Here is a 22,866-nt window from a genome sequence, read left to right on the forward strand (position 1 = left end):
TAATCTCGTCGGATGAGCTGCTGCGGACCGTCGCGCCGGACCCTCCTCAGCGCCATCGGGCTGGCCGCACTCGCGAGCCTCGCGGACCCGGGTTCGGTTCGGGCCCAACCGAATCCGCTCTTCGCGACCGATTTGGAGGTCGTCACGGTCACCGATCAATCGGTGATTCTCACCTGGACGACGGTGGCCCCGGATCCGAGCGGCCGACTGCTGCCGGTCGACACGGGCGCCGAAGTGCGCCTCGGTCCGGCCGATTCAGCGCTGACCACCGTCTATGCCGAGGAGGAGCCCACACCGTTCCACTATGCCGAGATCGACGGTCTCGAGCCAGGCCGTCCCTACCGATTCGAGGCACGGTCGAACGGCGTCCGCGCTGTCCCCGCGCTATCGCTGACCACTCGCATCCCCGGAAGTCCGGAATCCACCGGCGAATTCACCACCCTGACACCGCCGCCCGGCCGTCCGCTGCGCACCGTCGCACTGGCCAATGACGTGCACTACGGCGAGCAGGTCAGCGGCCTCGTCGTCGACAACCTGCCGCCGGGTTTCCGGCAGGAGCCCGGCCTGCCGCCCTACCCGGAGGTGATGCTCGCGGCCGTGCTCGATGATCTGCGCCGCCCCGACCGCGCCGCCGACCTCCTGCTCATCGCGGGTGATCTCACCGCGGAGGCGAAGCCGGAGCAATCGCGTTCGGTTCGCGGGCACCTGGACTCCTGGGGCGCGCAGGACCGCGACTACCTCGCCGTGCGCGGCAATCACGACCGTCCGCACCTCGGTTCGGAATATCAGGGCTGCGTACCCGCACCCGCGGATCATTACGATTGCTGGGCAGAGCAATTCAATCCGCGCCAGCAACTGATCGAACACGAGTTGGGCGGCCTGCGGCTGCTCGGACTGGATACCAGCGAACTCGATGGTTCGGGCGGCAGCATCGAACGCCCGCAATTCGACCGGCTCGGCGAACTGCTTCGCGAGGATCCGGACCGCCCGACGCTGGTCTTCGGACATCACCCGGTGACCATCGAATCCGGTCTGACCAATACCGCCGGACCGGGCTTCGTCCTCAACCGCCCGGACAGCATCGAACTCCAGACGCTCTACGAACGCGCTCCCGGCGTATTCCTGCAGCACAGTGGCCATACCCACCGAAACCGTCGCACCCGCCCCGACACCGGTGCCGCGGTGGAATACCTGGAGGTCGCCGCGGTCAAGGAGTACCCGGGCGGCTACAGCCTGCTGCGCCTGTACGAGGGCGGATACATGATCAACTTCTACAAGACACGCACCGCGGCCGCCCGCCGCTGGAGTGCGACCACCCGCGGCGAATACTTCGGCCTGCTGCCGGATTACACGCTCGGCACCTTCGCCGACCGCAATCACGTTGTGCTGCGGGACTTCTCGGGTCTGTCCTGACCGGCCGACGAACTCACGTCCGCCGCAGCCGTACCGATACCGTCGCCGCAGTTCGGACGCGGTATCTTGCTTAGGTAAGCCTCATCATATGAAGTGAAACCTTGCACGCGTCGGAAGGACTCGAACATGTCGATCAGATGGAAAGCGATTTCCGCAGCGCTGGCCGTCGCTGTCGCGGCGCTCGGCGTGACGGCCTGTTCGAATTCCTCGGACGACAAGAACGAGATCACCGTCTACAACGCCCAGCACGAATCGCTGACCAAGGAATGGGTGGACGCGTTCACCAAGGAGACCGGCATCAAGGTCACGCTGCGCCAGGGCGGTGACACCGCACTGGGCAACCAGTTGGTCGCCGAGGGCGCGGCGTCCCCCGCCGATGTCTTCCTCACCGAGAACTCCCCCGCCATGGCGCTGGTGGAGAACGCCGGACTGTTCGCCGACGTCGACAAGAAGACCCTGGACCAGGTGCCCGCACAGTTCCGCCCGTCCACCGGGAAGTGGACCGGCATCGCCGCCCGATCAACGGTTTTCGTCTACAACAAGGACAAGATCGCGGCCGATCAGCTGCCCGCATCGCTGCTCGATCTGGCGCGGCCGCAGTGGAAGGGGCGCTGGGGCGCTGGCGTTTCCGGCGCCGACTTCCAGGCCATCGTTGCGGCCCTGCTCGCGCTCAAGGGTGAGGACGCTACCAAGGCGTGGCTCGAGGGCATGAAGGACAACGCCACCGCATTCCCGAACAATGTCGCCACCATGAAGGCGGTCGACTCCGGTCAACCCGACGGCGGCGTGATCTATCACTACTACTGGTACCGCGATCAGGCCAACACCAAGGAGAGCAGCAGCCACACCGGGCTGCACTACTTCAAGAACCAGGATCCGGGCGCCTTCGTCTCGGTTTCCGGTGGCGGCGTGCTGAAGTCGAGCAAGAAGCAGGAGTCGGCGCAGAAGTTCCTGGAGTTCATCACCGCCAAGGCCGGCCAGGAGATCCTGCGCGACGGCACCTCGTTGGAGTACCCGGTCGCCAGTGATGTGGCAGCCAATCCGGCGCTGCCGCCGCTGGCCTCGCTGCAGGCGCCCGCCGTCGATCCGAGCAAGCTCGATGCCAAGAAGGTGACGGCGCTGATGACCGAGGCGGGTCTGCTCTAGTCATGGCCGTCCGGACCGCTGTCGCCACACCCCGGGTCGGAAGACCCGGGCCACTCGTCACGACCGTCGCGCTGCTATTGGTGGCGGCGACGTTCGTGCCGCTCGGCTACATCGTGTCCACCGTCTTCTCCACCGGTCTGCACGAGGCGGCGGAATTGGTTTTCCGCCCGAGAGTCGGTGATCTGCTGCGCAATACGGTCGGGCTGGTGCTCGTCACCGTCCCGATCTGTGTGGTGCTGGGGGTCGGGCTGGCCTGGGCGGTGGAGCGGACGAATGTGCCGGGCGCGGCGTGGTGGGGGCCGGTATTCGCGGCACCGCTCGCCGTGCCCGCGTTCGTGAACAGCTACGGCTGGGTCAGCGTTTTCCCGACCATGCACGGGCTGTGGGCGGGCGTCGTGATCTCCACCATGTCGTATTTCCCGCTGGTATATCTGCCCGCGGCGGCCACACTGCGCCGCCTCGATCCGGCGGTGGAGGAATCGGCGCGTGCGCTGGGTTCCGGCCCGGTCGCGGTCTTCACCCGAATCGTCCTGCCGCAGTTGCGATTGGCGATTCTCGGCGGCGGACTGCTCATCTCGCTCCATCTGCTCGCCGAATACGGCGCATTCGTGATGATCCGGTTCGACACGTTCACGACCGCGATCTTCGAGCAGTATCAATCCAGTTTCGCCGGTCCGGCAGGCAGCATGCTGGCCGGTGTGCTGGTGCTGTGCTGTCTGGTGTTGCTGGCGGCCGAGGCCGGGGCGCGCGGTAAGGCGCGTTACGCCAGGATCGGCAGCGGTGCGCCTCGCGCGGCTGCCCGGATTGCGTTGGGGCCCAGCACGATTCCGGTTCTGACTGCCTTGGCGGCAGTGGTCGTCGGCTCGATCGGCGTGCCGCTGTGGACCATCGTGCGCTGGCTGCGCATCGGCGGTGCGCAGGTCTGGGATTACACCGAGATCGGCACAGCGCTCGGACAGACCGTCGCCCTTGCGGCGATGGCCGCGCTGCTCACCACGCTCTGCGCGTTCCCGGTGGCCTGGATCGCGGTGCGCTCGACATCGGCCTTCGCCCGAATGGTGGAGGGCGCCAATTACATTACGAGTTCGCTGCCGGGCATCGTGATCGCGCTGGCCATGGTGACGGTCACCATTCGGTGGGCGCCGCCGCTCTATCAGACGGTGACCATGGTCGTGGCCGCCTATGTGCTGATGTTTCTGCCGCGGGCGCTGGTCAGCGTGCGGGCCGGGCTGGCGCAGGTGCCGGTCGGGCTGGAGGAAGTGTCGCGCTCGCTCGGTCAATCGGGGCCGGTCACCTTCGTGCGCGTCACCTTGCGGCTGACCGCACCCGCCGCGGCCTCCGCCGGTGCGCTGGTATTCGTTGCGGTCGCGACCGAATTGACCGCGACATTGCTGTTGGCGCCCAGCGGAACTCGCACACTGGCGATGCGATTCTGGTCGCTCTCGGGCGAATTGGACTATGCCGCGGCCGCACCCTACGCACTCATCATGATCGTCGCGGCCGTGCCGGTGACGTATCTGCTGTTCACCCAATCCAGGAAGGCGGCCGGGTTATGAGTCGGCTTGTCGTGGCGGATGTTTCGAAGACATTCGGCCACCACCGGGTACTCGGCGGGATCGACCTCGAAGTGCCGAACGGCAGTTCGACCGCGGTGGTCGGGTCATCGGGATGCGGAAAGACCACGCTCTTGCGGGTGATCGCCGGATTCGAGGCGCCGGACACGGGTTCGGTCGCGATCGGCACGGAAACCGTGACCCGCGACCGGTTTTCGGTACCGCCGCAGCGGCGCAATGTCGGTTACGTCGCGCAGGACGGTGCGCTGTTCCCGCACCTGACCGTCGGCCAGAACATCGCCTACGGTCTGCACAACGGATTCTGCGGACTACGACGCGGCCGGAATCGAGTGAACGAGCTGCTGGAGATGGTCTCGCTCGATCCGTCCTACGCCGACCGTCGCCCCCATCAGCTCTCCGGCGGCCAGCAGCAGCGCGTCGCGCTCGCGCGTGCGCTCGCCCGCAAACCCAATGTGATGCTGCTCGACGAGCCGTTCAGCGCACTCGATGCCGGGCTGCGAGCCACCACCAGGCAGGCCGTTGCCGAGACGCTGCGCGCGGCGGGCATGACCAGCATCCTGGTCACCCACGACCAGGAGGAAGCGCTCTGCTTCGCCGAACAGGTCGCGGTCATGCGCGAGGGGGTATTCACCCAGGTAGGCGCGCCGGAAGAGGTCTACGCCGCGCCCACGGATCTGTTCACCGCCAAATTCCTCGGTGATTGTGTACTGCTCGATGCGGTGGTCGACGGCGATGTGGCCAAATGCGCGCTCGGCCGGGTTCCGGTGCAGAAGTCCGCGCCGACGGGGTCGACGACCATCATGATCCGCCCGGAACAGCTTGTGGCGCAGGTGGTTTCGGACAGCGAAGCGAGTAGCGGGATCGTGCACGAGGTGGAGTTCCGCGGGGCGGATGTGATGCTTACCATCGCGCTGGACGGCGATGTCGATCCGGTGCGGGTGCGCCGGGCCAGCGTCGCGGCGCCGACCGCGGGCGAGCGCGTCCGCCTGGAGGTGCTCGGAAACGCCGTGGCCTTCGAAGCGGCCTGAACCACGGACACCCGGCCCGGCGGTGGCGTATCACCGGGCCGGGCACCCATGGCGCACCCTCACCTTCGGAGCGAGCGGCGGGAATTGAACCCGCGTAAACGGCTTTGCAGACCGTTGCCTCAACCACTCAGCCACGCCCGCCTCGCAATGAATATTGCCGTCGCCGCATCGGAATGCCCACGTTTGCACTCAGTGTGATCTGAACCGATGACGCTCGAATCTCCGGAATGCGACTTCTGCGGTGCTCACCGATCGGGAGAAGAGCCGGAGCGGAGGCGGAACGTGGAATGATCAAGACCATGTCGCGGCCACGCCCACTTCCGATTGATCCGATCGAGGAGGCCCATCGTCAATGGGTCGGCCACGGCTGGGGCGATTTCGCCGACGGAATGGCGACGGTGACCTCGCTGGTTCGCGCCCAGCAAATCGTGATGGCTCGAGTGGACGAGGCCCTGAAACCAACCGGTCTGACATTCTCTCGATATGAACTCCTCATGCTGCTCGCTTTCAGCAAGACGGGTGCACTGCCCATGGCGAAGGCCAGTGCGCGACTGCAGGTACACCCCACCAGCGTGACGAATACCGTCGATCGACTCGAGGCCGCGAAGCTCGTCGAGCGCGTGCCGCACCCCAGCGACCGACGTGCCACCCTGATCGAAATCACCTCTGCCGGAAGGGAATTGGTCGCCGACGCGACCGAGGAACTCAACGCGAAAGTCTTCGCGATTCCCGGCCTTCCGCCGGATCGGCTGCACACGCTGCTGCAGTTGCTCGCGGAATTCCGCCATGCCGCAGGGGACTTCGACACCGGTGATGAACCGGCCCGATGGTCGGCACACGAGCAGTAACCAAACAGCCGAACCGGTCGGTCTTTACACTGCGCGGACGACCGCGCGGTAACGGTCTGGCATCCAACTAGCGAATTTCCCGCCCCGTCTTCTTGGCAGCGGAGGCGAAAGGGTCCACCATGGAATCCATGGTGCTGGTCTTGGGGGTATCGGCGGGCGCTGGTGGTGCCCGCGCGATGCTGACGCATTCCGATCAGCCGCATCTCCCCCCGATCGATCGATGCCAGGTGCCGCGTCGGGCGGGTGGTGGGGTCGAGGAACCAGTCTTCGAGGCGATCCGCCAGATGCGCGCGGCCGCCGACCGGCGCGACGAGCTCATCACCGGAACCGCCGTGACCTGCCGCTGCCCGCTGCACGCCGACGCCATCCGCACCACCGCGGGCCGCACCCGGCTCACCATCGTCGACGAACCGCTGGCCCAGCTGCGCTACCTGCGCTTCACCGGCTGCCTGCCTACCACTGGCTCGGTCATCCTCTACGACCTCGGCAGTTCCGGCCTGACCATCACCCACGCCGACTGCCGCACCGACACCATCCTGTCCAGCAAGCGCAGCACCGTACTCGGCGGCGACGGCTACGACGCACTGCTGCGCTGGCAATTGGCCCGCGGCGGTGTATTCACCGACAAACTCACCAGCCGCAAGCATCGCGAAGAACTCAGCAGTGCTCGGGTGATCACCGCCATGGACAACAGTTCCGGCGGACGCGCCGTGGTCACCCGCAGCGACCTCGCCGAACTGTGCGCCGCGGGCATCCACCACTCCGCATCATTCGTCCGCCAGCTGGTCGAGGAAACCGGCGTCCAACCGGAAGCTCTGATCTTGCTGGGCGGCTGCACTCGCAACCCCGATATCCGCGAAGAATTGTCCGAAATGATCGAACTCCCGGTCATCTACGACGAGGAGCCCGAATACGTTTCGGCCCGCGGGGCGGTTTTGCTTGCCGCGGAACGTCCCAATGGCGATGTGCGTATGGCGCGCTTACGCAGTGGTGCGCTGACCGGTTCACTGGTGCCGACCACCACCGGCCGCCGCAAACTCATTGCCGCCGTTGCGGTTACGATCGCATTGGGCGCGACCATCGCCGGACTGCTCGCCATGGACCACAGCTCCGCCCAGCCGCCCGGTGGTGTCAACGCGCCGACCCCAGTCGAAGTCGCGGAAATCCCGGCGAAATCCTTCAACTGAACCCGACGCGGTATACGAAGACCGACGGTGCCTTTTAAGGAGTCGGCAAGGGGTTCTTAGGGGGCCTGACCGATTGTGGACGCAATCGATCGGATGGTCTTGGAGGCAGGAATGGCGTTCGCAAGCTCGTGGCAGATGTTCAGGACATCGGCCGCGGTACTGAAGTCGCGCAAAGAATTGGCGGTTTTTCCGGTGTTCTCGGCGGTCGCGAGCGTCCTGGTGGCCGCGACATTCATTGTGCCGATCATTGCCAACGATATCTGGCACAAATCATCGACGATGACCTACGTGCTGTTCGGGCTGATGTATCTGGTCTCCGCGTTCGTCACGATTTTCTTCAATGCGGCATTGATCTCGCAGGCGAATGTTGCGTTGCAGGGTGGGGACCCCGATGTGGCCGAGGGGCTGCGGGCGGCGGGGGCGCGATGGCCGCAGATTCTGGTGTGGGCGGCGATTTCGGCCACGGTGTCGCAGGCGTTGCGGTGGCTACAGGATCGAGTGCCGTTTCTCGGGATGATCTTGGCCGCTATCGCTGGGACGGCATGGCAGGTGGTGACATTCCTGGTGTTGCCGAAGATCGTGCTCGAGGATCGTAATGTTGTTGCGGCGGTGAAGGATTCGTCGGCGGCTTTGCAGCGGACCTGGGGGGAGAATCTGGCAGGCAATGCCGGGCTCGGATTGTTCGGCTTGCTGTTCGCCCTGCCGGGCATTCTGGTGATGTTCGTCGGATTCCTGATGCTCGGCACGGGTGCGGTAGCCGGGCTGGCAGTGATCGCGCTCGGCATCGCATGGCTCATGGCGACCGGGGTTGTCGTGTCCGCGCTGTCGGGCATCTACCAGACGGCGCTGTACCGGTACAGCGTTGATGGCAACGCGCCGATCGCGTTCGCCACGGCCGATCTGTCGCAATCGTTCCGGCGACGTGGCCGCGGCTGATCGAATACACCTGTGCCCGGCCGAGATCCACCCGGCCGGGCACAGTGCTATGCGTCAGCGCTAGCTGTTGGTGAACTTCGCCGGACGCTTCTCGACGAAGGCGCTCATGCCTTCCTTCTGGTCGTCGATTGCGAAGAGCGAGTGGAAGACTCGGCGTTCGAAGCGCAGGCCCTCGGCGAGGGTGGTTTCGAAGGAGCGGTCCACGGCCTCCTTGGCGATCATGGTGACCGGCAGCGACATCGAGGCGATCGTTTCGGCGACCTCGAGTGCGGTGTCCAGCAGTTCGGCGGCGGGCACGATGCGGGAAACGAGGCCGGCGCGCTCGGCCTCCTCGGCATCCATATTGCGGCCGGTGAGCACCAGATCCATCGCCTTGGCCTTGCCGATGGCACGGGTCAGGCGCTGTGAGCCGCCGATGCCCGGGATGACGCCGAGCTTGATTTCGGGCTGACCGAATTTCGCGTTGTCGGCGGCGAGCAGGATGTCGCAGATCATGGCCAGCTCACAGCCACCGCCCAGGGCGTAACCGGCGACGGCGGCGATGGTGGGCTTGCGGAACTGCGCCAGCCGGTCCCAGCGGGCGAAGTAGTCGTTCATGAACATGTCCATGTACGACTTGGGCTGCATCTCCTTGATATCGGCACCGGCCGCGAAGGCCCGCTCCGAACCGGTGATGACGATGGCGCCGATCGCGTCATCGTGCTCGAGTTCGTCGAGCGCAGCGATGACATCGTCGAGGACCTGCGCGTTCAGCGCGTTCAGCGCCTTCGGGCGGTTGAGCGTGATCCAGCCGACCCGGCCCTTGCGCTCCAGCAGAATCGTCTCGAAGTCGCGCCCTCCCGTCGCCCGACCACCGCCCCCCACGGAATCGCTTCGCGATGTATCCATCTTTCAGACACCCTCTTCATCGGAACGGTCACGGATATCGGTGACGATAGCGGAGAAGTCCTTCCCGCCCTGCGACTGGTTGAACCGGGTGTAGATCTCCGCGGCGAGTATGCCGAGTTGACCATCGACGTCGTTATCGCGCAGGGCATTCGCGGCAAGACCCAGGTCCTTGGTCATCAACGCGGTGGCGAAACCGGGCTGGTAATCGTTGTTCGCTGGGCTGGTCGGTACCGGACCCGGAACCGGACAGTAGCTGGTCAGCGCCCAACTCTGGCCGGATGCGGTCGAGACCACATCGAAGAACGACTGGTGGCTCAGGCCCAGCTTCTCGCCGAGCACCAGGGCCTCGGACAGGCCGATCATCGAGATGCCGAGCAGCATGTTGTTGCAGATCTTCGCGGCCTGGCCGACACCGGAGCCACCGCAGTGCACGACCTTGCCGCCCATTACCTGGAGCACGTCGAGCGCATCGGCGAAGTCGGCCTCGGTGCCGCCGACCATGAAGGTCAGCGTGCCCGCCGCGGCACCCGCGACACCACCGGAGACCGGGGCGTCGAGTGCACGATGACCCGCGTCGATGGCGGTAGCGGCGGCCGCTTTGGCGTCGGCGACATCGATGGTCGAGCAGTCGATGAACAAAGTGCCCGGAGCCGCGGCGGAGAGCAGATCGGCGTAGACGTCGAGGACGAGCTTGCCATTGGGCAACATGGTGATCACGACATCGCGGCCCGCAGCCGCCGCAGTGGCCGAATCCACCACGGTGGCACCGTCTTTGCGTGCCTGCTCCTGTGCCGCGGGGACGGGATCGAAGGCGAGTACCTCATATCCGGCCTTGACCAAGTTCGCGGCCATCGGACCGCCCATATGGCCGAGGCCGAGAAAACCGATCTTCTTCGTCACTTGATTGCCTCCAAACCCAGTTCCTTATCGCCCAATTCGACGAAGTACGCGTCGACCTGCTCGGCGGTGACATCGGCGAGCGTCGCGGGCGACCACCGCGGGTTGCGGTCCTTGTCGATCACTTGCGCGCGGATGCCTTCGACCAGATCGTGCGAGGCCAGCGAAGCGATGGACACCCGGTACTCCTCGTTCAGCACTGCCTCGAGGCTGTTGGCGGCACGGGCGGCACGCAGCGAACGCAACGTCACCTTCAGCGCCACAGGCGATTTGGCGAGCAGTTCGGTCGCGGCCTTGGCTGCCTCCGGCGAGCCGTGCGACCGCAACCGATCGACGATCTCCTCGACGGAATCTGCGCCGTAGCAGGCATCGATCCAGTCCTGCTGGGCGACCAGCTCGGATTCCGGTGCGGCCGTGGCGAATTTGGCGATCGCGATTTCCGCGGACTCGGTCCGCAGCGTTTCCAGCAGTGCCGGAATGTGTTCCGAGGCCACGTAGTAATCGGCGAATCCCGCGGCAATGGCGTCACCGGCGCTCATCCGCGCGGTCGTCAGTGCGACGTGCGTGCCGATTTCGCCCGGCGTGCGGGCGAGCAGGTAGGTGCCACCGACATCCGGAATGAAGCCGATGCCGACCTCCGGCATGCCGATCTTGGAGCGCTCGGTGACGATCCGATGGCTGCCGTGGCCGGAAAGACCGACACCGCCGCCCATCACGATGCCGTCCATGACCACCACATACGGCTTCGGGTAGCGGCCGATCAGGGCGTTGAGGATGTACTCGTCGCGCCAGAACACACCGGTGGCCGAATCCGCATCGGCGGCACCGGCCGGGGAGCCACCATGCAATGCGGACGCGTCACGGTGGATGGCGACGATATCGCCGCCCGCGCAGAGCCCGCGCTCCCCCGCACCGGTGACGACAACGGTGCGCACCTCGTCGTCATCGGCCCACACCTGAAGTGCGGCGGAAATGGCAAGGGCCATCGGATGATTCAGTGCGTTGATGGCCTTGGGCCGGTTCAGCGTGATCAGACCGAGTCCGTCGCGCTTATCGATGTGAACTTCGGATTCCGTCATGCTGCTCCTACCACCGAGCGGGCGACGACCACCCGCATGATTTCGTTGGTGCCCTCCAGAATCTGGTGCACCCGCAGATCGCGGACGATCTTTTCCACGCCGTATTCGGCCAGGTACCCGTAGCCGCCGTGCATCTGCAGCGCCTTATTCGCGACTTCGAATCCGGCGTCAGTTGTGAATCGCTTTGCCATGGCGCACAGTTCGACCTTGTCGTCGGCATCGGCATCCAATGCGGCGGCGGCCCGCCACAGCAGGGTCCGCGCCGCCTCCAGCGAGGTGCGCATATCCGCGAGCTGGAATTGCAATGCCGGGTTGTCCAGCAGTCGGCTGTTGAATGCCTTGCGCTGGGCCAGGTACGTCACGGATTTCTCGAGCGCCGCCTGGCCGCCGCCCAACGAGCAGGCGGCGATATTGAGTCGCCCGCCGTTGAGCCCGTTCATGGCGATGCGGAAGCCATTGCCCTCGACGCCGAGCATATTGGCGGCGGGCACCCTGGCATTGTCCAGAATCACCTGACGAGTCGGCTGGGCATTCCAACCCATCTTCTTCTCGTTGGGGCCGAAGGAAATTCCCGGGGTATCGGCCGGAACGATGAATGCCGAAATCCCGCGCGCGCCCGCATCGCCGGTGCGCGCCATGATGACGTACACATCGGTGCTGCCCGCCCCGGAGATGAATTGCTTTACCCCGGTGAGCAAGTAGTCGTCACCGTCGCGAACGGCCTTGGTGCTCAAGGCCGCCGCATCCGATCCGACGCCCGGCTCGGTGAGCGCGTAGCTGCCGAGCCATTCCATCGAGGTCAGCCGGGGCAGCCAATGGTTGCGCTGCTCGGCATTGCCGTAGTTGTCGATCATCCACCCAACCATGTTGTGGATGGAGATATACGCGGCGATGGCGGGGCAGCCGGTGGCCAGTTGTTCGAAGATGCGCACGGCATCGAGCCTGCGCAGTCCGGAGCCGCCGACGTCCTCGCCGATATAGATGCCACCCATGCCGAGCGAACCCGCCTTGCGCAGCACATCCACTGGAAAGTGCTTCTGCTCATCCCATTCCAGGGCGTTCGGGGCGAGGTATTCGTCGGCGAAGTCGCGCGCCATTTCGGAAATGGCGCGCTCGTCGTCATTCAGTGCGAACACGATCGTCGACCTCCCGTCCGTGGGCCATTCAGTCCATCGTCGGAATGACGAAGTGGTTGCTGTCCTTCAGCCCGGAAGGCCAGCGCTGGGTAACGGTCTTGGTCTTGGTGTAGAAGCGAATCGAATCCGGACCGTGCTGGTTCAGATCACCGAAACCGGAGCGCTTCCAGCCGCCGAAGGTGTGGTACGCGATCGGCACCGGAATCGGCACATTGATGCCGACCATGCCGACCTGCACGCGGGCGGCGAAATCCCGTGCGGTATCGCCGTCGCGGGTGAAGATCGCGACGCCGTTGCCGTATTCGTGCTCGTTGGGCAGGGCCAGCGCTTCGTCGTAATCCTTGGCCCGCACGATCGCGAGCACCGGACCGAAGATCTCTTCCTTGTAGATCCGCATTTCCGGGGTGACATTGTCGAAAAGCGTTGCGCCGGTGAAGTACCCGCCTTCGCCGCCGTCGACCGCGAGACCGCGCCCGTCGATCACCAGCTCGGCCCCCTCATCGATGCCGATCTGGACGTAGTTCTCGACTCGGCCGAGCGCATCCTTGGTGACCAGCGGGCCGAAATCGGCACCGGCATCGTCGGAGCGCCCGACATTCAGCTTGGCGATTCGCTCGATCAGCTTCTCGCGCAGGCGATTCGCGGTCTCATGGCCGACCGGGACAGCAACCGAGATGGCCATGCAGCGCTCGCCCGCCGAGCCGTAGCCCGCGCCGATGAGCTGGTCGGCGACATCGTCGAGGTCGGCGTCCGGCATCACGATCGCGTGGTTCTTGGCGCCGCCGAAGCATTGTGCGCGTTTGCCATTCGCGGTCGCGGTCTCGTAGATGTACTGCGCGATCGGGGTGGAGCCGACGAAGCCGACGGCCTTGACGGTCGGCGAGTGCAGGATCGCGTCGACGGCTTCCTTATCGCCGTTGACCACGTTGAACACACCCGCGGGCAGACCCGCCTCGAGGAACAGCTCGGCCAGCCGCAGCGGCACCGAGGGGTCGCGCTCGGACGGCTTGAGCACGAAGGCGTTTCCGCAGGCCAGCGCCGGACCGGCCTTCCACAGCGGAATCATGGCCGGGAAGTTGAACGGGGTAATGCCCGCGACCACACCGAGCGGCTGACGCATCGAGTAGACGTCGATGCCGGTGCCCGCGCTCTCGGTGTACTCACCCTTGAGCAGATGCGGAATACCCGCCGCGAATTCGATGACCTCGATACCGCGCTGGATATCACCCCTGGCGTCGGGGATGGTCTTGCCGTGTTCGGCAGACAGCAGCGCCGCAAGGGAATCCATCTCGTCCTGCACGAGTGTCAGGAACTTCATCAGCACCCTGGCCCGCTTCTGCGGGTTGAACGCGGCCCACACCTGCTGCGCCTCGGCCGCATTCGCGATGACGGCATCGACCTCGGCCTTACTCGCCAGCGGCACCCGCGCCTGCACCTGGCCGGTATTCGGATCGAAGACATCGGCGAAGTTGCCCGAGGCCCCGGCGACATGCTGTCCGCCGATGTAATGAGTGAGTTCGCGAACCATGCCAGTCCTGTTCTCGTAGTGGACGCCGCGCATCGCGCGATTTACGGTCATCCTATAGTTGGATGTCCAAGTAAATATAGGCGCGGGAACAGACTGTGATTCATCCCACGGCAACCGCCCAGCGAACTGAGCGTGCACCCGCCGCCCGACCAGCGCGGTGAGCGTAGTCGCATGGCGGCTCGGAACCCCGGCGACCACCACCATTCGACTGCGCTCGGCGGGGCGCAAATCCCGTGGGAGAGCTGTTGCCGGTCAGGTGGAGGACTTCGACTGGCGGGTGAGCAACCACGCACCGAGAGCGAGGACCACTGTGCCGATGATCAGGATCGCAACCATCACCCCGACCCCGTCGTCGAACCAATGGGCAACCGCTGAGCCCACGGCCAGCGCGATCATCACAGCGCCGCCGATCATGAGCACTGCCGAGCGCTGCGTGGCTTGCAGCGCGAAGCAGACGACCGCCACCGTGACGGCGAGTACGAAACCCGCGCGCTCGGCGTCGACGTAGACGGTCACGACGCCCGCCGCCGAGATGAGGACCGCGACAAGATAGCCCGCCCAGGTTTCGACGACCACGCCGATCCTGGTGAGCGCGAACCAGATCGCGCCTAGGACGAGCAGCCCGAGCCCGATCCAGACTTCTTCGACCCCGAACACCTCGTCGAGTACGCCCGGGACCAGGACAACGCTGTACCAGGCGGCAACCAGCAGGCCGATGACCGACGGCAACGCAAGGTAGCCGAGTACGGCCACCACCAAGCCCGCAAGGCAGGCGGACACCCAGGCGTCATCGATATCGCCGCCATCGATGGCCGAACCCACCGTCACGGCGACCGATCCGGATGCGAGTGCGAAGAGCACTGTCGCAAGCCGCACGCGAGAGCCGGGCGGGACCGCGGAGCGCCCGAACAAGGCGGAGACGCCACCGGCGAGCGTGATCGCGCCGAGGGCGAGGCCAGCCGATACCAGCCCGAAAATGACGACGCGCCCGGTCCGCTGTAGGTCGTCCCAGGACGATATGAGCAAGAGAGCGAGAGCACCGAACACCAACCCCGCGCCGATGTAAGCGGCGATCTCGGCGAGTAACTTGCCGGGAGATTCCGGCTTTGTCCGCTCCGCCACCAGCGCCTTCGCAACCGCATCGCGCTGAGCTTCGGTCAATACACCTTCGTCGACCAGCCGCCGCAAGGCCGCCCCCGACCGATCCTGGATCCCCATGTATCGAGTATGGACGGTGCATCGGCAATCGTTAACTGCTGCAAGCCGACTCAGCGCTTCAGGCCGAGTTCCAATACCGTGCCGGGGTGCGCGAGTGAGGTGAAATGCGATAGCCACCGCCTGCCACATTCGGCCGAAGCGGCGAACCGAATTCGATGACGGCTGCGGCCACGACCGCATCGCGCATCCCGGTGGTGACCGTCGGGGCTTCGACCGTGGTCCATGCCCCGGCGCTGATTTCGCACCACCGCGAGATCCGATCGACACCAGCGGTGCACCACTGGCGGACAGCCTGCGAGTTCATTTCGACTCACCACCAATCGCATTTGTGCGGTGTGCGGTTCGTTCCCATGGATAGTCCTTGGCTCGAGGTGCGGTCCTGCCAGCGGAAATGGTCGCCGTTCGGCAGCTGCCTCCATCGGAACTCGAGCCGGGGTGGATGTCGCGGGTTGCGGTCACGGTGAGCGGAATTCCGCGGCAATCATTCGGCCAACTATCCGGCCCGCGGTTCACCTGGCGCTGTGACTGCCATCACCGTAAGATTAGTTTGACGTCCTAGTATCGGGCGCCAAACAGGATCTCCCCCGGAGGACCCCCGTGGCCGACAGCACCGCGCTCCACACGCCCACCCATCCCGTCCGATTCGTGACCTCGGCCGCGCTCTTCGACGGGCACGATGCGGCGATCAACATCATGCGACGGATCCTGCAGGCGCAGGGCGCCGAGGTCATCCACCTCGGACACAATCGCGCGGTCAGTGAGGTCGTGGACGCGGTGCTCACCGAGGACGCCCAGGGCGTCGCGGTGAGTTCGTATCAGGGCGGACATGTCGAGTACTTCGAATATCTCGCCGACGCACTGAAGAAGGCCGGCGCCGGCCATGTCCGGATTTTCGGCGGTGGCGGCGGGGTGATCGTCGCCGAGGAGATCGCGCGCCTCGCCGAATCCGGGGTGACCATCTTCTCCCCCGAGGACGGCCAGCGCCTCGGCCTGCCCGGCATGATCAATCAGCTGATCCGGACCTGCGATTTCGATCTCGCCGCCGAGCCGCCGGTGCTGGACGCGGTACTCGCCGGTGAACGGGCCGCGCTCGCCCGCGCGATCACCTGCCTGCAGCAGGACACGCTGTCGGAGTCCGATCGCCAGACCCTGGCCTCGGCCGCCGCCGCACGCACGGTGCCGGTGCTCGGCATTACCGGCACGGGCGGTTCCGGAAAGTCTTCACTCACCGATGAATTGGTGCGGCGTCTGCGTTCCGATCAGCAGGACAAATTGCGCGTCGCGATTCTCGCGGTGGACCCGACCCGGCGACGCGGCGGCGGTGCGCTGCTCGGCGACCGCATCCGGATGAACGCCCTCGACGGCGATCACATCTTCTTCCGCTCACTGGCCACCCGCGGCGGCCACGAGCTGCCGCAGAATATCGATGCCATCGTGACCGCCTGCAAGGCAGCGGGATACGACCTGGTCATCCTGGAAACCCCCGGCATCGGCCAGGGCGACGCCGCGGTCACCGACCACGTCGACGTTTCGATGTATGTGATGACACCGGAATTCGGCGCGGCCTCCCAGCTGGAGAAGATCGACATGCTGGATTACGCGGATGTGGTGGCGATCAATAAGTTCGAGCGCCGCGGCGCCGAGGATGCGCTGCGTGATGTCTCGCGCCAGTTGATTCGCAATCGCGAGGAGTTCGCCAAATCTCCCGAGGAGATGCCGGTATTCGGCACCAGCGCAGCCACTTTCAACGATGACGGAGTAACGGCGCTCTACCAGCACCTCACCGGATTGCTCGCCGAGCACGGTCTGCACCTGGAGCCCGGCGTACTACCGAAGGTGGAAACCCGCTCCTCCACCAGGTTCGCCCAGAACATCCCGCCCGCCCGGGTGCGCTACCTCGCCGAGATCGCCGATACGGTCCGCGACTACCACGCCGATACGGCCACGCAAATCGTTGCGGCACAGCGCCTGCAGCGGCTCGAGCAGGTGGCGGCCGAACTGCCCGATGACATCGCGGTGGCCGAACTCGCCGAAAAAGCCCGCGACGCGCTGCATGCCGACAATGCCGAACTGCTGGCGGGTTGGCCCGAACTGGCCGACTCCTATCGGGGTGCGGAGCAGGTGGTTCGGGTTCGTGATCGGGAGATCCACACCCCCCTGCGCCGGGAGACGCTGTCCGGCAATTCCATTCCGCGCGTCGCGCTGCCACGCTTCACCGATCATGGTGAGCTGCTGCGATTCCTGCGCTCGGAGAATTTACCCGGACGGTTCCCGTTCACCGCGGGCGTCTTTGCGTTCAAACGCGATAACGAGGATCCGGCGCGGATGTTCGCCGGTGAGGGCGATCCGTTCCGCACCAACCGGCGCTTCAAGGTGCTCAGCGAACATGCCGAGGCGACACGGCTTTCCACCGCCTTCGATTCGGTGACGCTCTACGGGCACGATCCCGCCGAACGCCCGGATATCTACGGCAAGGTCGGCACCTCCGGTGTCTCGATCGCGTCACTCGACGATATGAAGGCGCTCTACGACGGCTTCGACCTGATCGCGCCGACCACCTCGGTATCGATGACCATCAACGGCCCGGCCCCGACCATCCTGGCCTACTTCCTCAATACCGCCATCGACCAAGCGCTGGAACGGTTCTCGACCGCCGAAGGCCGCGAACCCACTGCCGAGGAGGCCGCCGATATCACGGCACGCACCCTGACGACAGTGCGCGGCACCGTTCAGGCCGACATCCTCAAGGAGGATCAGGGGCAGAACACCTGCATCTTCTCCACCGAATTCAGTCTGCGCATGATGGCCGATATCCAGGAATGGTTCGTGCGCAAGGGCGTTCGCAACTTCTACTCGGTCTCGATTTCCGGCTATCACATCGCCGAGGCCGGTGCGAATCCGATCAGCCAGCTGGCCTTCACCCTCGCCAACGGATTCACCTATGTCGAGGCATACCTCACACGCGGCATGCAGATCGATGACTTCGCACCGAATCTGTCGTTCTTCTTCTCCAACGGCATGGATCCGGAATATTCGGTGATCGGCCGGGTGGCGCGGCGCATCTGGGCCGTTGCCATGCGAGATCGCTACGGCGCCAACGAGCGTTCGCAGAAGTTGAAGTACCACGTGCAGACCTCGGGCCGATCGCTGCACGCACAGGAGATGAGCTTCAACGACATTCGCACCACCCTGCAGGCGCTCATCGCCATCTACGACAACTGCAACAGCCTGCACACCAATGCCTACGACGAGGCAGTGACCACACCCACCGAGGAATCGGTGCGCCGCGCCCTGGCCATTCAGCTCATCATCAACCGCGAGTGGGGCATCGCGATGAACGAAAATCCGCTCCAGGGCAGTTTTCTCATCGATGAACTCACCGATCTCGTCGAGGAGGCCGTGCTCGCCGAATTCGATCGCATCAGCGAGCGCGGCGGGGTCCTCGGGGCCATGGAGACCGGCTACCAGCGGGGCAAGATCCAAGACGAATCCATGCGCTACGAGCACCGCAAACACGATGGCTCGCTGCCGATCATCGGCGTCAATACCTTCCGCAACCCGCACGGCGAACCGCATCGGGTCATCGAATTGGCTCGCGGTACCGAGACGGAGAAGCAGTCACAACTGCAGCGCGTGCGCCAGTTCCAGAACGACCACCGCGATGCCGCACATGCCGCCCTCGCCCGCTTGGACGCGGTGGCCCGCACCGACGACAACATCTTCGAGGTCCTGATGGACGCCGCCCGGGTCTGCACCCTGCAACAGATCACCGACACCTTCTTCACCGTCGGCGGACAGTACCGCCGCAACGTGTGAAATAGGTTGGGCCGTCAGAAGATTCGCACCTCTGGAATCGAGTCCATCTGACGCGCCCACTCCGGGTATTTCGCCAGCTTGGCGTTGTGCAGCGCCATGATCTTGTCGCGCAGTTCGGGGTCCGGCTCATCCGATACGTCGGGTCCGATGGCGATCTTCTGGAAGTGCGGAACGATCTGCGGATCACCGGCGAGGTGGACCGGATCGTGCATATAGCGCTCCATCGCGTCCAGATCCTCGATGCCCACGCAATAGGCATGGGTCAGCCCTTCGCTCACGTCGCCGAGATTCTGGCCGACGGTCGCGAAGGACACCGATTCGACCGATGCGGTGCGCTTCATCAGCGCCAGTACCTCGGCCTTCTGCGCATCGGTGGTCTCTTCGCGGAAGCCGAAGCGCAACAGATGAACGATCATGGATACCTCCTCGTTTTGAACTAGCGAGTTCAATCTAGATAACTGACTGGTAGATGCACAAGAGTGAACCCATAAGTTCAATCGGGCGCTAACATGCAGGGGTGACAGGTACGACGGCGGCGCGCGGGCGCATCGATAAGCGGCAGGCGATCCTGGACGTCGCCTTCACCGTCTTTGCGCGGCGCGGCTACGACAAGGCCTGTGTGCAGGAGATCGCGGACGAGGCGGGCGTCGCGAAACCGACGGTCTACAACCACCTCAATGACAAGCAGACCCTCTTCCGCCACGCCGTGCTGGCCGCCGCCGACACGGTGGCCGCCGAAACCCTCGCGATCATCGATCGCCTGCGCGAGCCGGGCGACGATCTATCCGCCGCCCTCACCGCGACGGCGCGCGCGCTGCTCGCGGAATGCTCGGGCGAGCGCGCCCGTTCGCTGCGTGCGCTCACCTACGCGCAGCTCGCCGCCTTTCCGGACCTGGCCGACACCGTGCTGGAGCGCACCTCGCGACACATTGCCGAGGCGCTGGCCGATCGACTTGCGCGACTCGCTCTTGCGGGCAGGCTGCGGACCAACGATCCTGCGCAGGCCGCCGAACAGCTGCTCGCCCTGCTCACCGCCCCGCTGGAGGCCCGGTCCCGGCTCGGCACTCGCGAGGTGAGCGACGCCGAGCAGGCCGATATCGCCGATGCGGCGGTGCGGACATTCCTGTCCGCCTACGGTTCCCGCTGAACCCGAACGCGCCCGCCCGCGCGCGTGTGACAATCGCGATGTCAGGGCCTTCAGCGTGGTTGGGACGGCGGACATGCATCTCTCGAATATCCGGATTATCGACAGCCACATTCATCAGTGGGATCCGTTCCGCACGCCGCGCGAATTCAGCCAGACGGCCAAGTTGCTCCGGATGCTGCCCATTCCGATCGATTGGGCCAAGCGGGTGGCACCGCGCCGGGATCGGGAGTTCGTCGGGGATCCGACCGCTTATGCGAATCCATATCTGCCCGCGAATTACCGCGTGGATGCCGACGGCGTCCCGGTCGAGTCGATCGTGCATATCGAGGTCGGATGGACCGGAAAGGGCGCGCTGGCCGGGGCCGATGAGACGAAATGGGTGGCCGGGCTGCCATTCGGCGGCGACCATCCGGCGCTCGGCGCCATCATCGGGAATGCCGATCCGGCGGCACCGGATTTCGCGGCGCTGCTCGACGCCCACATGGCCGCATCGCCGCTGGTGCGCGGCATTCGCGCACATGTCGCGCACCATCCCGATCCGGATGTCCGGCCCTATACCGAGCACGAGAGCGCACTCACCACCAAGGAATTCCTCAACGGTTTCACGGCACTTGCCGAGCGCGGGTTGTCTTTCGAGGCCTGGGTGTATTCGCATGCGCTACCCGATGTGACGGCGCTTGCCGAACGTTATCCGGAAGTCCCGATCGTGCTCGACCATCTCGCCACGCCCGCAGGGATTTTCGGCCCGGTCGGCAAACACACCGGAACGAATCCGAGTCTGCGCCGGGAACTATTCGTCCGCTGGCGCGACCATCTCACCGCGCTCGCCGAAAACCCCAATGTGGTAGCGAAAGTCAGCGGTTTGATGATGCCGATCCTCGGCCACCCGGTACCACCACGCGGCACGTCGACACCGATTCCGGTGCTGCTGGATCGAATTCGTCCGCTCGTCGCACATGCCTACGAAGTCTTCGGCGCCGACCGCCTGCTGTGGGGCTCCAATTTCCCAGTGGACAAGCCGATTACGAGCATCGCCGACAGCGTCGAGCTCATCGCCACCGCAATCACCGAGCACGGCGGCAGACACGATCAGCTCGAGCAGATCTTCCGAACCAACGCCCAACGGACCTACCGAATCGAATCCTGAACCCGGCCGAAACTTCGCGGCCCGGGGATCGGACCCGGCACCACCGCTCGATCAAGGGACGAAGGCTTCGGCGATTTCGCGGGTCAGGGTGTCGCGAGCGGTGGCCAGGGATGGGCCGTACCAGGTGAGACTACGGCCTTCGACCAAAGCGACAGGCAAGCCGGGGAATGCCTCGGGACCATCGGATCTGGTGAATACGTACGGCTCGTCAGGGAGCAGGACGAGTTCGACATCGCGAGTCAGCTCGTCCTCGGCGACGTGCGGATAACGCTCGATGCGGTCGACGTGCACGAGCCGGAGGCCGAGGCGCGCCGCCAGGTCACCGGTGAAGGTGTTGTGGCCGACCACCATCCAGGGGTTGCGCCAGATCGGAATGACCGTACTGCGCGACGGCGCGGGAGCTGGTGCGGCCCAGGATATTTCGGCCTCGACAAGCCAGCCGGGCACCGGACCGTCGAGCGCTTCGGTGAAAAGTCGGCGCAGCGAGGCGAAACCCTCGTCCAGCGTTTCGATTCTGGTGACCCACACCGGGATTCCCGCATCGCGCAGCCGCTGCACATCGATGCGGCGGTTCTCCTCCTGATTGCACAGCACCAGATCCGGTGCGAGCTCGATGATTCGGCGCACATTCGGATTCTTGGTGCCGCGAACCCGCTCGACGTCCAGGTCCGCGGGGTGGGTGCACCAATCCGTCGCCGCGACAAGGACTTCGGGGCGACTCACCGCGACGGCCTCGGTCAGCGACGGAACCAGCGACACCACCCGGCGCACCGGGCGGTCGATGCGCACGGCCGCGCCCAGATCATCGATCATGACAGCACCCGACGGCAGAGGACACGCAACTGTTCGGGTGGCACGGGCGGCAGCATATTGCCCGCGCCGAGAACCAGCAGATAGAGAATCTGCGCCGTTTGCTCGGCATCGGCTTCCGCGTATCCGCAGTCCGCGAGCAGCGTGCGCAACACACCGAGCCGGGTACCGTCGACGCGCTCCTTGGCCGCGGCCGCGATCGGGTCGTCCAGCGCCCAGGCCCGCACGGCAACCTCGATGGCGGCGGGCTCGTCATCCTCGAGCACCAGATCGATGAGCAGGTCGAGCCGACCGCGCGGATCGAGGTCGGCGGCCGCGATCTCGCGCAGGTACCGCGTGGTGTGCATTTCCTCGAAGTAGGCCAGCAAAGCGGATTTGTAGCTGGGCATACCCGGAAAGTGGTGGTAGAAGGACCCGGTGCTGAGTCCGGTCGCCGCGACCAGCTTGTCGATCGTGAGTCCGGTCGGCCCGGCCGTACCGAGGATCACCAGCCCTGATGCCAACCATGATGCCTTGCCCGCCACGTTGGCCAGCCTATAACATAAATTTTGTTCTGTTCTGGAGCGCACCATAATTCACGGGAGGTCGCGATGACCCCGCCAACCACACACACCGGGACATCCGCCCGGTGGGCCGCACCCGTGCATATGGCTGGTGCCACGCTCATCGGCCTCATCGGAGCGGTTCATCTGCTCGTCGTGCACATCTTCAACGGCCCCGACTCCGCGGGCGAAGAGGTGGTCGACGAATTGTCCAGACGCACCCCCACAGCCTTGTTCGACGGTGACAGACGGGTCAGCGTCTTCGATCTGAATACCGGCTACAGCGTCGGAATGGGTCTGCTGGGGCTGCTTTTCGGGGTACTGGTGATCAGCGCGGTCCGGGCCGCGCCACAGTTGATCGCCCGCTGGTCGTTGTTCAATCTCGGCTGCGTGGTGGCAGCGGGCGGTCTCTGCTGTATTGCCGCGCTGTATTTTCCGCTGCCGGTGATAGTGCTGTCCGGCATTGCCACACTGTGTTTTGCGGCCGTGCTGATAGCCGGGCCGATCGAACAGCGTTGAACCGAAC

General features: G+C 65.2%; 21 protein-coding genes and 1 tRNA gene. 11 read left to right on the forward strand and 11 right to left on the reverse strand.

Going from position 1 to position 22,866, the window contains the following annotated elements:
- Window positions 1-12: 12 nt before the first annotated feature.
- The 4 genes from ACQPZ2_RS38580 (at window position 13) to ACQPZ2_RS38595 (ending at window position 5,161) form a co-directional block, all read left to right on the forward strand.
- On the forward strand, window positions 13-1,413 hold the full coding sequence (locus ACQPZ2_RS38580; RefSeq protein WP_433522903.1) for a metallophosphoesterase: 1,401 nt from the start codon (window positions 13-15) through the stop codon (window positions 1,411-1,413).
- A 126-nt stretch (window positions 1,414-1,539) separates the two neighbouring features.
- On the forward strand, window positions 1,540-2,559 hold the full coding sequence (locus tag ACQPZ2_RS38585; RefSeq protein ID WP_433522904.1) for an iron ABC transporter substrate-binding protein: 1,020 nt from the start codon (window positions 1,540-1,542) through the stop codon (window positions 2,557-2,559).
- Between the two features lie 2 nt (window positions 2,560-2,561).
- Window positions 2,562-4,115 carry an ABC transporter permease gene (locus tag ACQPZ2_RS38590; protein ID WP_433522905.1) on the forward strand — a complete coding sequence of 518 codons (1,554 nt, stop codon included), beginning with the start codon at window positions 2,562-2,564 and terminating at the stop codon, window positions 4,113-4,115.
- Window positions 4,112-5,161, forward strand: coding sequence for an ABC transporter ATP-binding protein (locus tag ACQPZ2_RS38595; RefSeq protein WP_433522906.1), 1,050 nt, complete (start codon window positions 4,112-4,114; stop codon window positions 5,159-5,161). Before ACQPZ2_RS38590 ends, ACQPZ2_RS38595 begins: the two co-directional genes overlap by 4 nt.
- A gap of 69 nt (window positions 5,162-5,230) precedes the next feature.
- On the opposite strand, the gene ACQPZ2_RS38600 is transcribed toward ACQPZ2_RS38595, so the two are convergent.
- Window positions 5,231-5,302: transfer RNA gene (locus ACQPZ2_RS38600), tRNA-Cys, on the reverse strand.
- 158 nt (window positions 5,303-5,460) lie between these two features.
- On the opposite strand from ACQPZ2_RS38600, the gene ACQPZ2_RS38605 reads away from it, so the two are divergent.
- The 3 genes from ACQPZ2_RS38605 (at window position 5,461) to ACQPZ2_RS38615 (ending at window position 8,132) form a co-directional block, all read left to right on the forward strand.
- Window positions 5,461-6,009, forward strand: a complete 549-nt coding sequence (locus ACQPZ2_RS38605; protein WP_433527635.1) for a MarR family winged helix-turn-helix transcriptional regulator — start codon at window positions 5,461-5,463, stop codon at window positions 6,007-6,009.
- Window positions 6,010-6,137: 128 nt separating this feature from the next.
- Window positions 6,138-7,196: an Hsp70 family protein gene (locus tag ACQPZ2_RS38610; RefSeq protein ID WP_433522907.1), complete on the forward strand. Its 1,059-nt coding sequence runs from the start codon at window positions 6,138-6,140 to the stop codon at window positions 7,194-7,196.
- 135 nt (window positions 7,197-7,331) lie between these two features.
- Window positions 7,332-8,132, forward strand: coding sequence for a DUF6159 family protein (locus ACQPZ2_RS38615; protein WP_433522908.1), 801 nt, complete (start codon window positions 7,332-7,334; stop codon window positions 8,130-8,132).
- 60 nt (window positions 8,133-8,192) lie between these two features.
- On the opposite strand, the gene ACQPZ2_RS38620 is transcribed toward ACQPZ2_RS38615, so the two are convergent.
- The 7 genes from ACQPZ2_RS38620 to ACQPZ2_RS38650 all read right to left on the reverse strand — a co-directional run bounded on the left by ACQPZ2_RS38620 (window position 8,193) and on the right by ACQPZ2_RS38650 (window position 15,182).
- Entirely contained in the window at window positions 8,193-9,020 is an 828-nt protein-coding gene (locus ACQPZ2_RS38620; RefSeq protein WP_433522909.1) for an enoyl-CoA hydratase, read from the reverse strand.
- Between the two features lie 3 nt (window positions 9,021-9,023).
- The gene (mmsB, locus tag ACQPZ2_RS38625; protein WP_433522910.1) at window positions 9,024-9,920 is read right to left on the reverse strand and encodes a 3-hydroxyisobutyrate dehydrogenase; all 897 of its coding nucleotides are present in this window, start codon (window positions 9,918-9,920) and stop codon (window positions 9,024-9,026) included.
- Window positions 9,917-10,996: an enoyl-CoA hydratase/isomerase family protein gene (locus ACQPZ2_RS38630; RefSeq protein WP_433522911.1), complete on the reverse strand. Its 1,080-nt coding sequence runs from the start codon at window positions 10,994-10,996 to the stop codon at window positions 9,917-9,919. Before ACQPZ2_RS38630 ends, mmsB begins: the two co-directional genes overlap by 4 nt.
- The gene (locus tag ACQPZ2_RS38635) at window positions 10,993-12,132 is read right to left on the reverse strand and encodes an acyl-CoA dehydrogenase family protein (RefSeq protein WP_433522912.1); all 1,140 of its coding nucleotides are present in this window, start codon (window positions 12,130-12,132) and stop codon (window positions 10,993-10,995) included. Before ACQPZ2_RS38635 ends, ACQPZ2_RS38630 begins: the two co-directional genes overlap by 4 nt.
- Before the next feature lie 28 nt (window positions 12,133-12,160).
- Entirely contained in the window at window positions 12,161-13,660 is a 1,500-nt protein-coding gene (locus ACQPZ2_RS38640) for a CoA-acylating methylmalonate-semialdehyde dehydrogenase (RefSeq protein WP_433527636.1), read from the reverse strand.
- 252 nt (window positions 13,661-13,912) lie between these two features.
- The gene (locus ACQPZ2_RS38645) at window positions 13,913-14,878 is read right to left on the reverse strand and encodes a hypothetical protein (protein WP_433522913.1); all 966 of its coding nucleotides are present in this window, start codon (window positions 14,876-14,878) and stop codon (window positions 13,913-13,915) included.
- Between the two features lie 58 nt (window positions 14,879-14,936).
- The gene (locus ACQPZ2_RS38650) at window positions 14,937-15,182 is read right to left on the reverse strand and encodes a hypothetical protein (protein ID WP_433522914.1); all 246 of its coding nucleotides are present in this window, start codon (window positions 15,180-15,182) and stop codon (window positions 14,937-14,939) included.
- A gap of 293 nt (window positions 15,183-15,475) precedes the next feature.
- On the opposite strand from ACQPZ2_RS38650, the gene icmF reads away from it, so the two are divergent.
- Window positions 15,476-18,694, forward strand: coding sequence for a fused isobutyryl-CoA mutase/GTPase IcmF (gene icmF / locus ACQPZ2_RS38655; protein WP_433522915.1), 3,219 nt, complete (start codon window positions 15,476-15,478; stop codon window positions 18,692-18,694).
- A 14-nt stretch (window positions 18,695-18,708) separates the two neighbouring features.
- Here the strand turns inward: icmF and ACQPZ2_RS38660 are convergent, their stop codons facing one another.
- Window positions 18,709-19,110, reverse strand: a complete 402-nt coding sequence (locus tag ACQPZ2_RS38660) for a Dabb family protein (RefSeq protein ID WP_433522916.1) — start codon at window positions 19,108-19,110, stop codon at window positions 18,709-18,711.
- Between the two features lie 101 nt (window positions 19,111-19,211).
- On the opposite strand from ACQPZ2_RS38660, the gene ACQPZ2_RS38665 reads away from it, so the two are divergent.
- Both ACQPZ2_RS38665 and ACQPZ2_RS38670 read left to right on the forward strand, forming a co-directional pair.
- A complete protein-coding gene (locus ACQPZ2_RS38665) occupies window positions 19,212-19,841 on the forward strand; it encodes a TetR/AcrR family transcriptional regulator (RefSeq protein WP_063046717.1) in 630 nt (209 codons plus the stop codon).
- A 73-nt stretch (window positions 19,842-19,914) separates the two neighbouring features.
- Window positions 19,915-20,988, forward strand: a complete 1,074-nt coding sequence (locus ACQPZ2_RS38670; protein WP_433522917.1) for an amidohydrolase family protein — start codon at window positions 19,915-19,917, stop codon at window positions 20,986-20,988.
- 51 nt (window positions 20,989-21,039) lie between these two features.
- Here the strand turns inward: ACQPZ2_RS38670 and ACQPZ2_RS38675 are convergent, their stop codons facing one another.
- Together ACQPZ2_RS38675 and ACQPZ2_RS38680 are read right to left on the reverse strand one after the other, a co-directional pair.
- Window positions 21,040-21,801, reverse strand: a complete 762-nt coding sequence (locus ACQPZ2_RS38675) for a helical backbone metal receptor (protein ID WP_433522918.1) — start codon at window positions 21,799-21,801, stop codon at window positions 21,040-21,042.
- Window positions 21,798-22,322, reverse strand: a complete 525-nt coding sequence (locus ACQPZ2_RS38680) for a TetR/AcrR family transcriptional regulator (protein ID WP_433522919.1) — start codon at window positions 22,320-22,322, stop codon at window positions 21,798-21,800. The genes ACQPZ2_RS38675 and ACQPZ2_RS38680 overlap by 4 nt, the downstream gene beginning before the upstream one ends.
- 66 nt (window positions 22,323-22,388) lie before the next feature.
- On the opposite strand from ACQPZ2_RS38680, the gene ACQPZ2_RS38685 reads away from it, so the two are divergent.
- On the forward strand, window positions 22,389-22,859 hold the full coding sequence (locus tag ACQPZ2_RS38685; RefSeq protein WP_433522920.1) for an LIC_13387 family protein: 471 nt from the start codon (window positions 22,389-22,391) through the stop codon (window positions 22,857-22,859).
- The last annotated feature ends 7 nt before the right edge of the window (window positions 22,860-22,866 follow it).

The sequence above is a fragment of the Nocardia pseudovaccinii genome, assembly GCF_050942345.1.
GTDB classification, from domain to species: Bacteria; Actinomycetota; Actinomycetes; order Mycobacteriales; family Mycobacteriaceae; genus Nocardia; species Nocardia pseudovaccinii.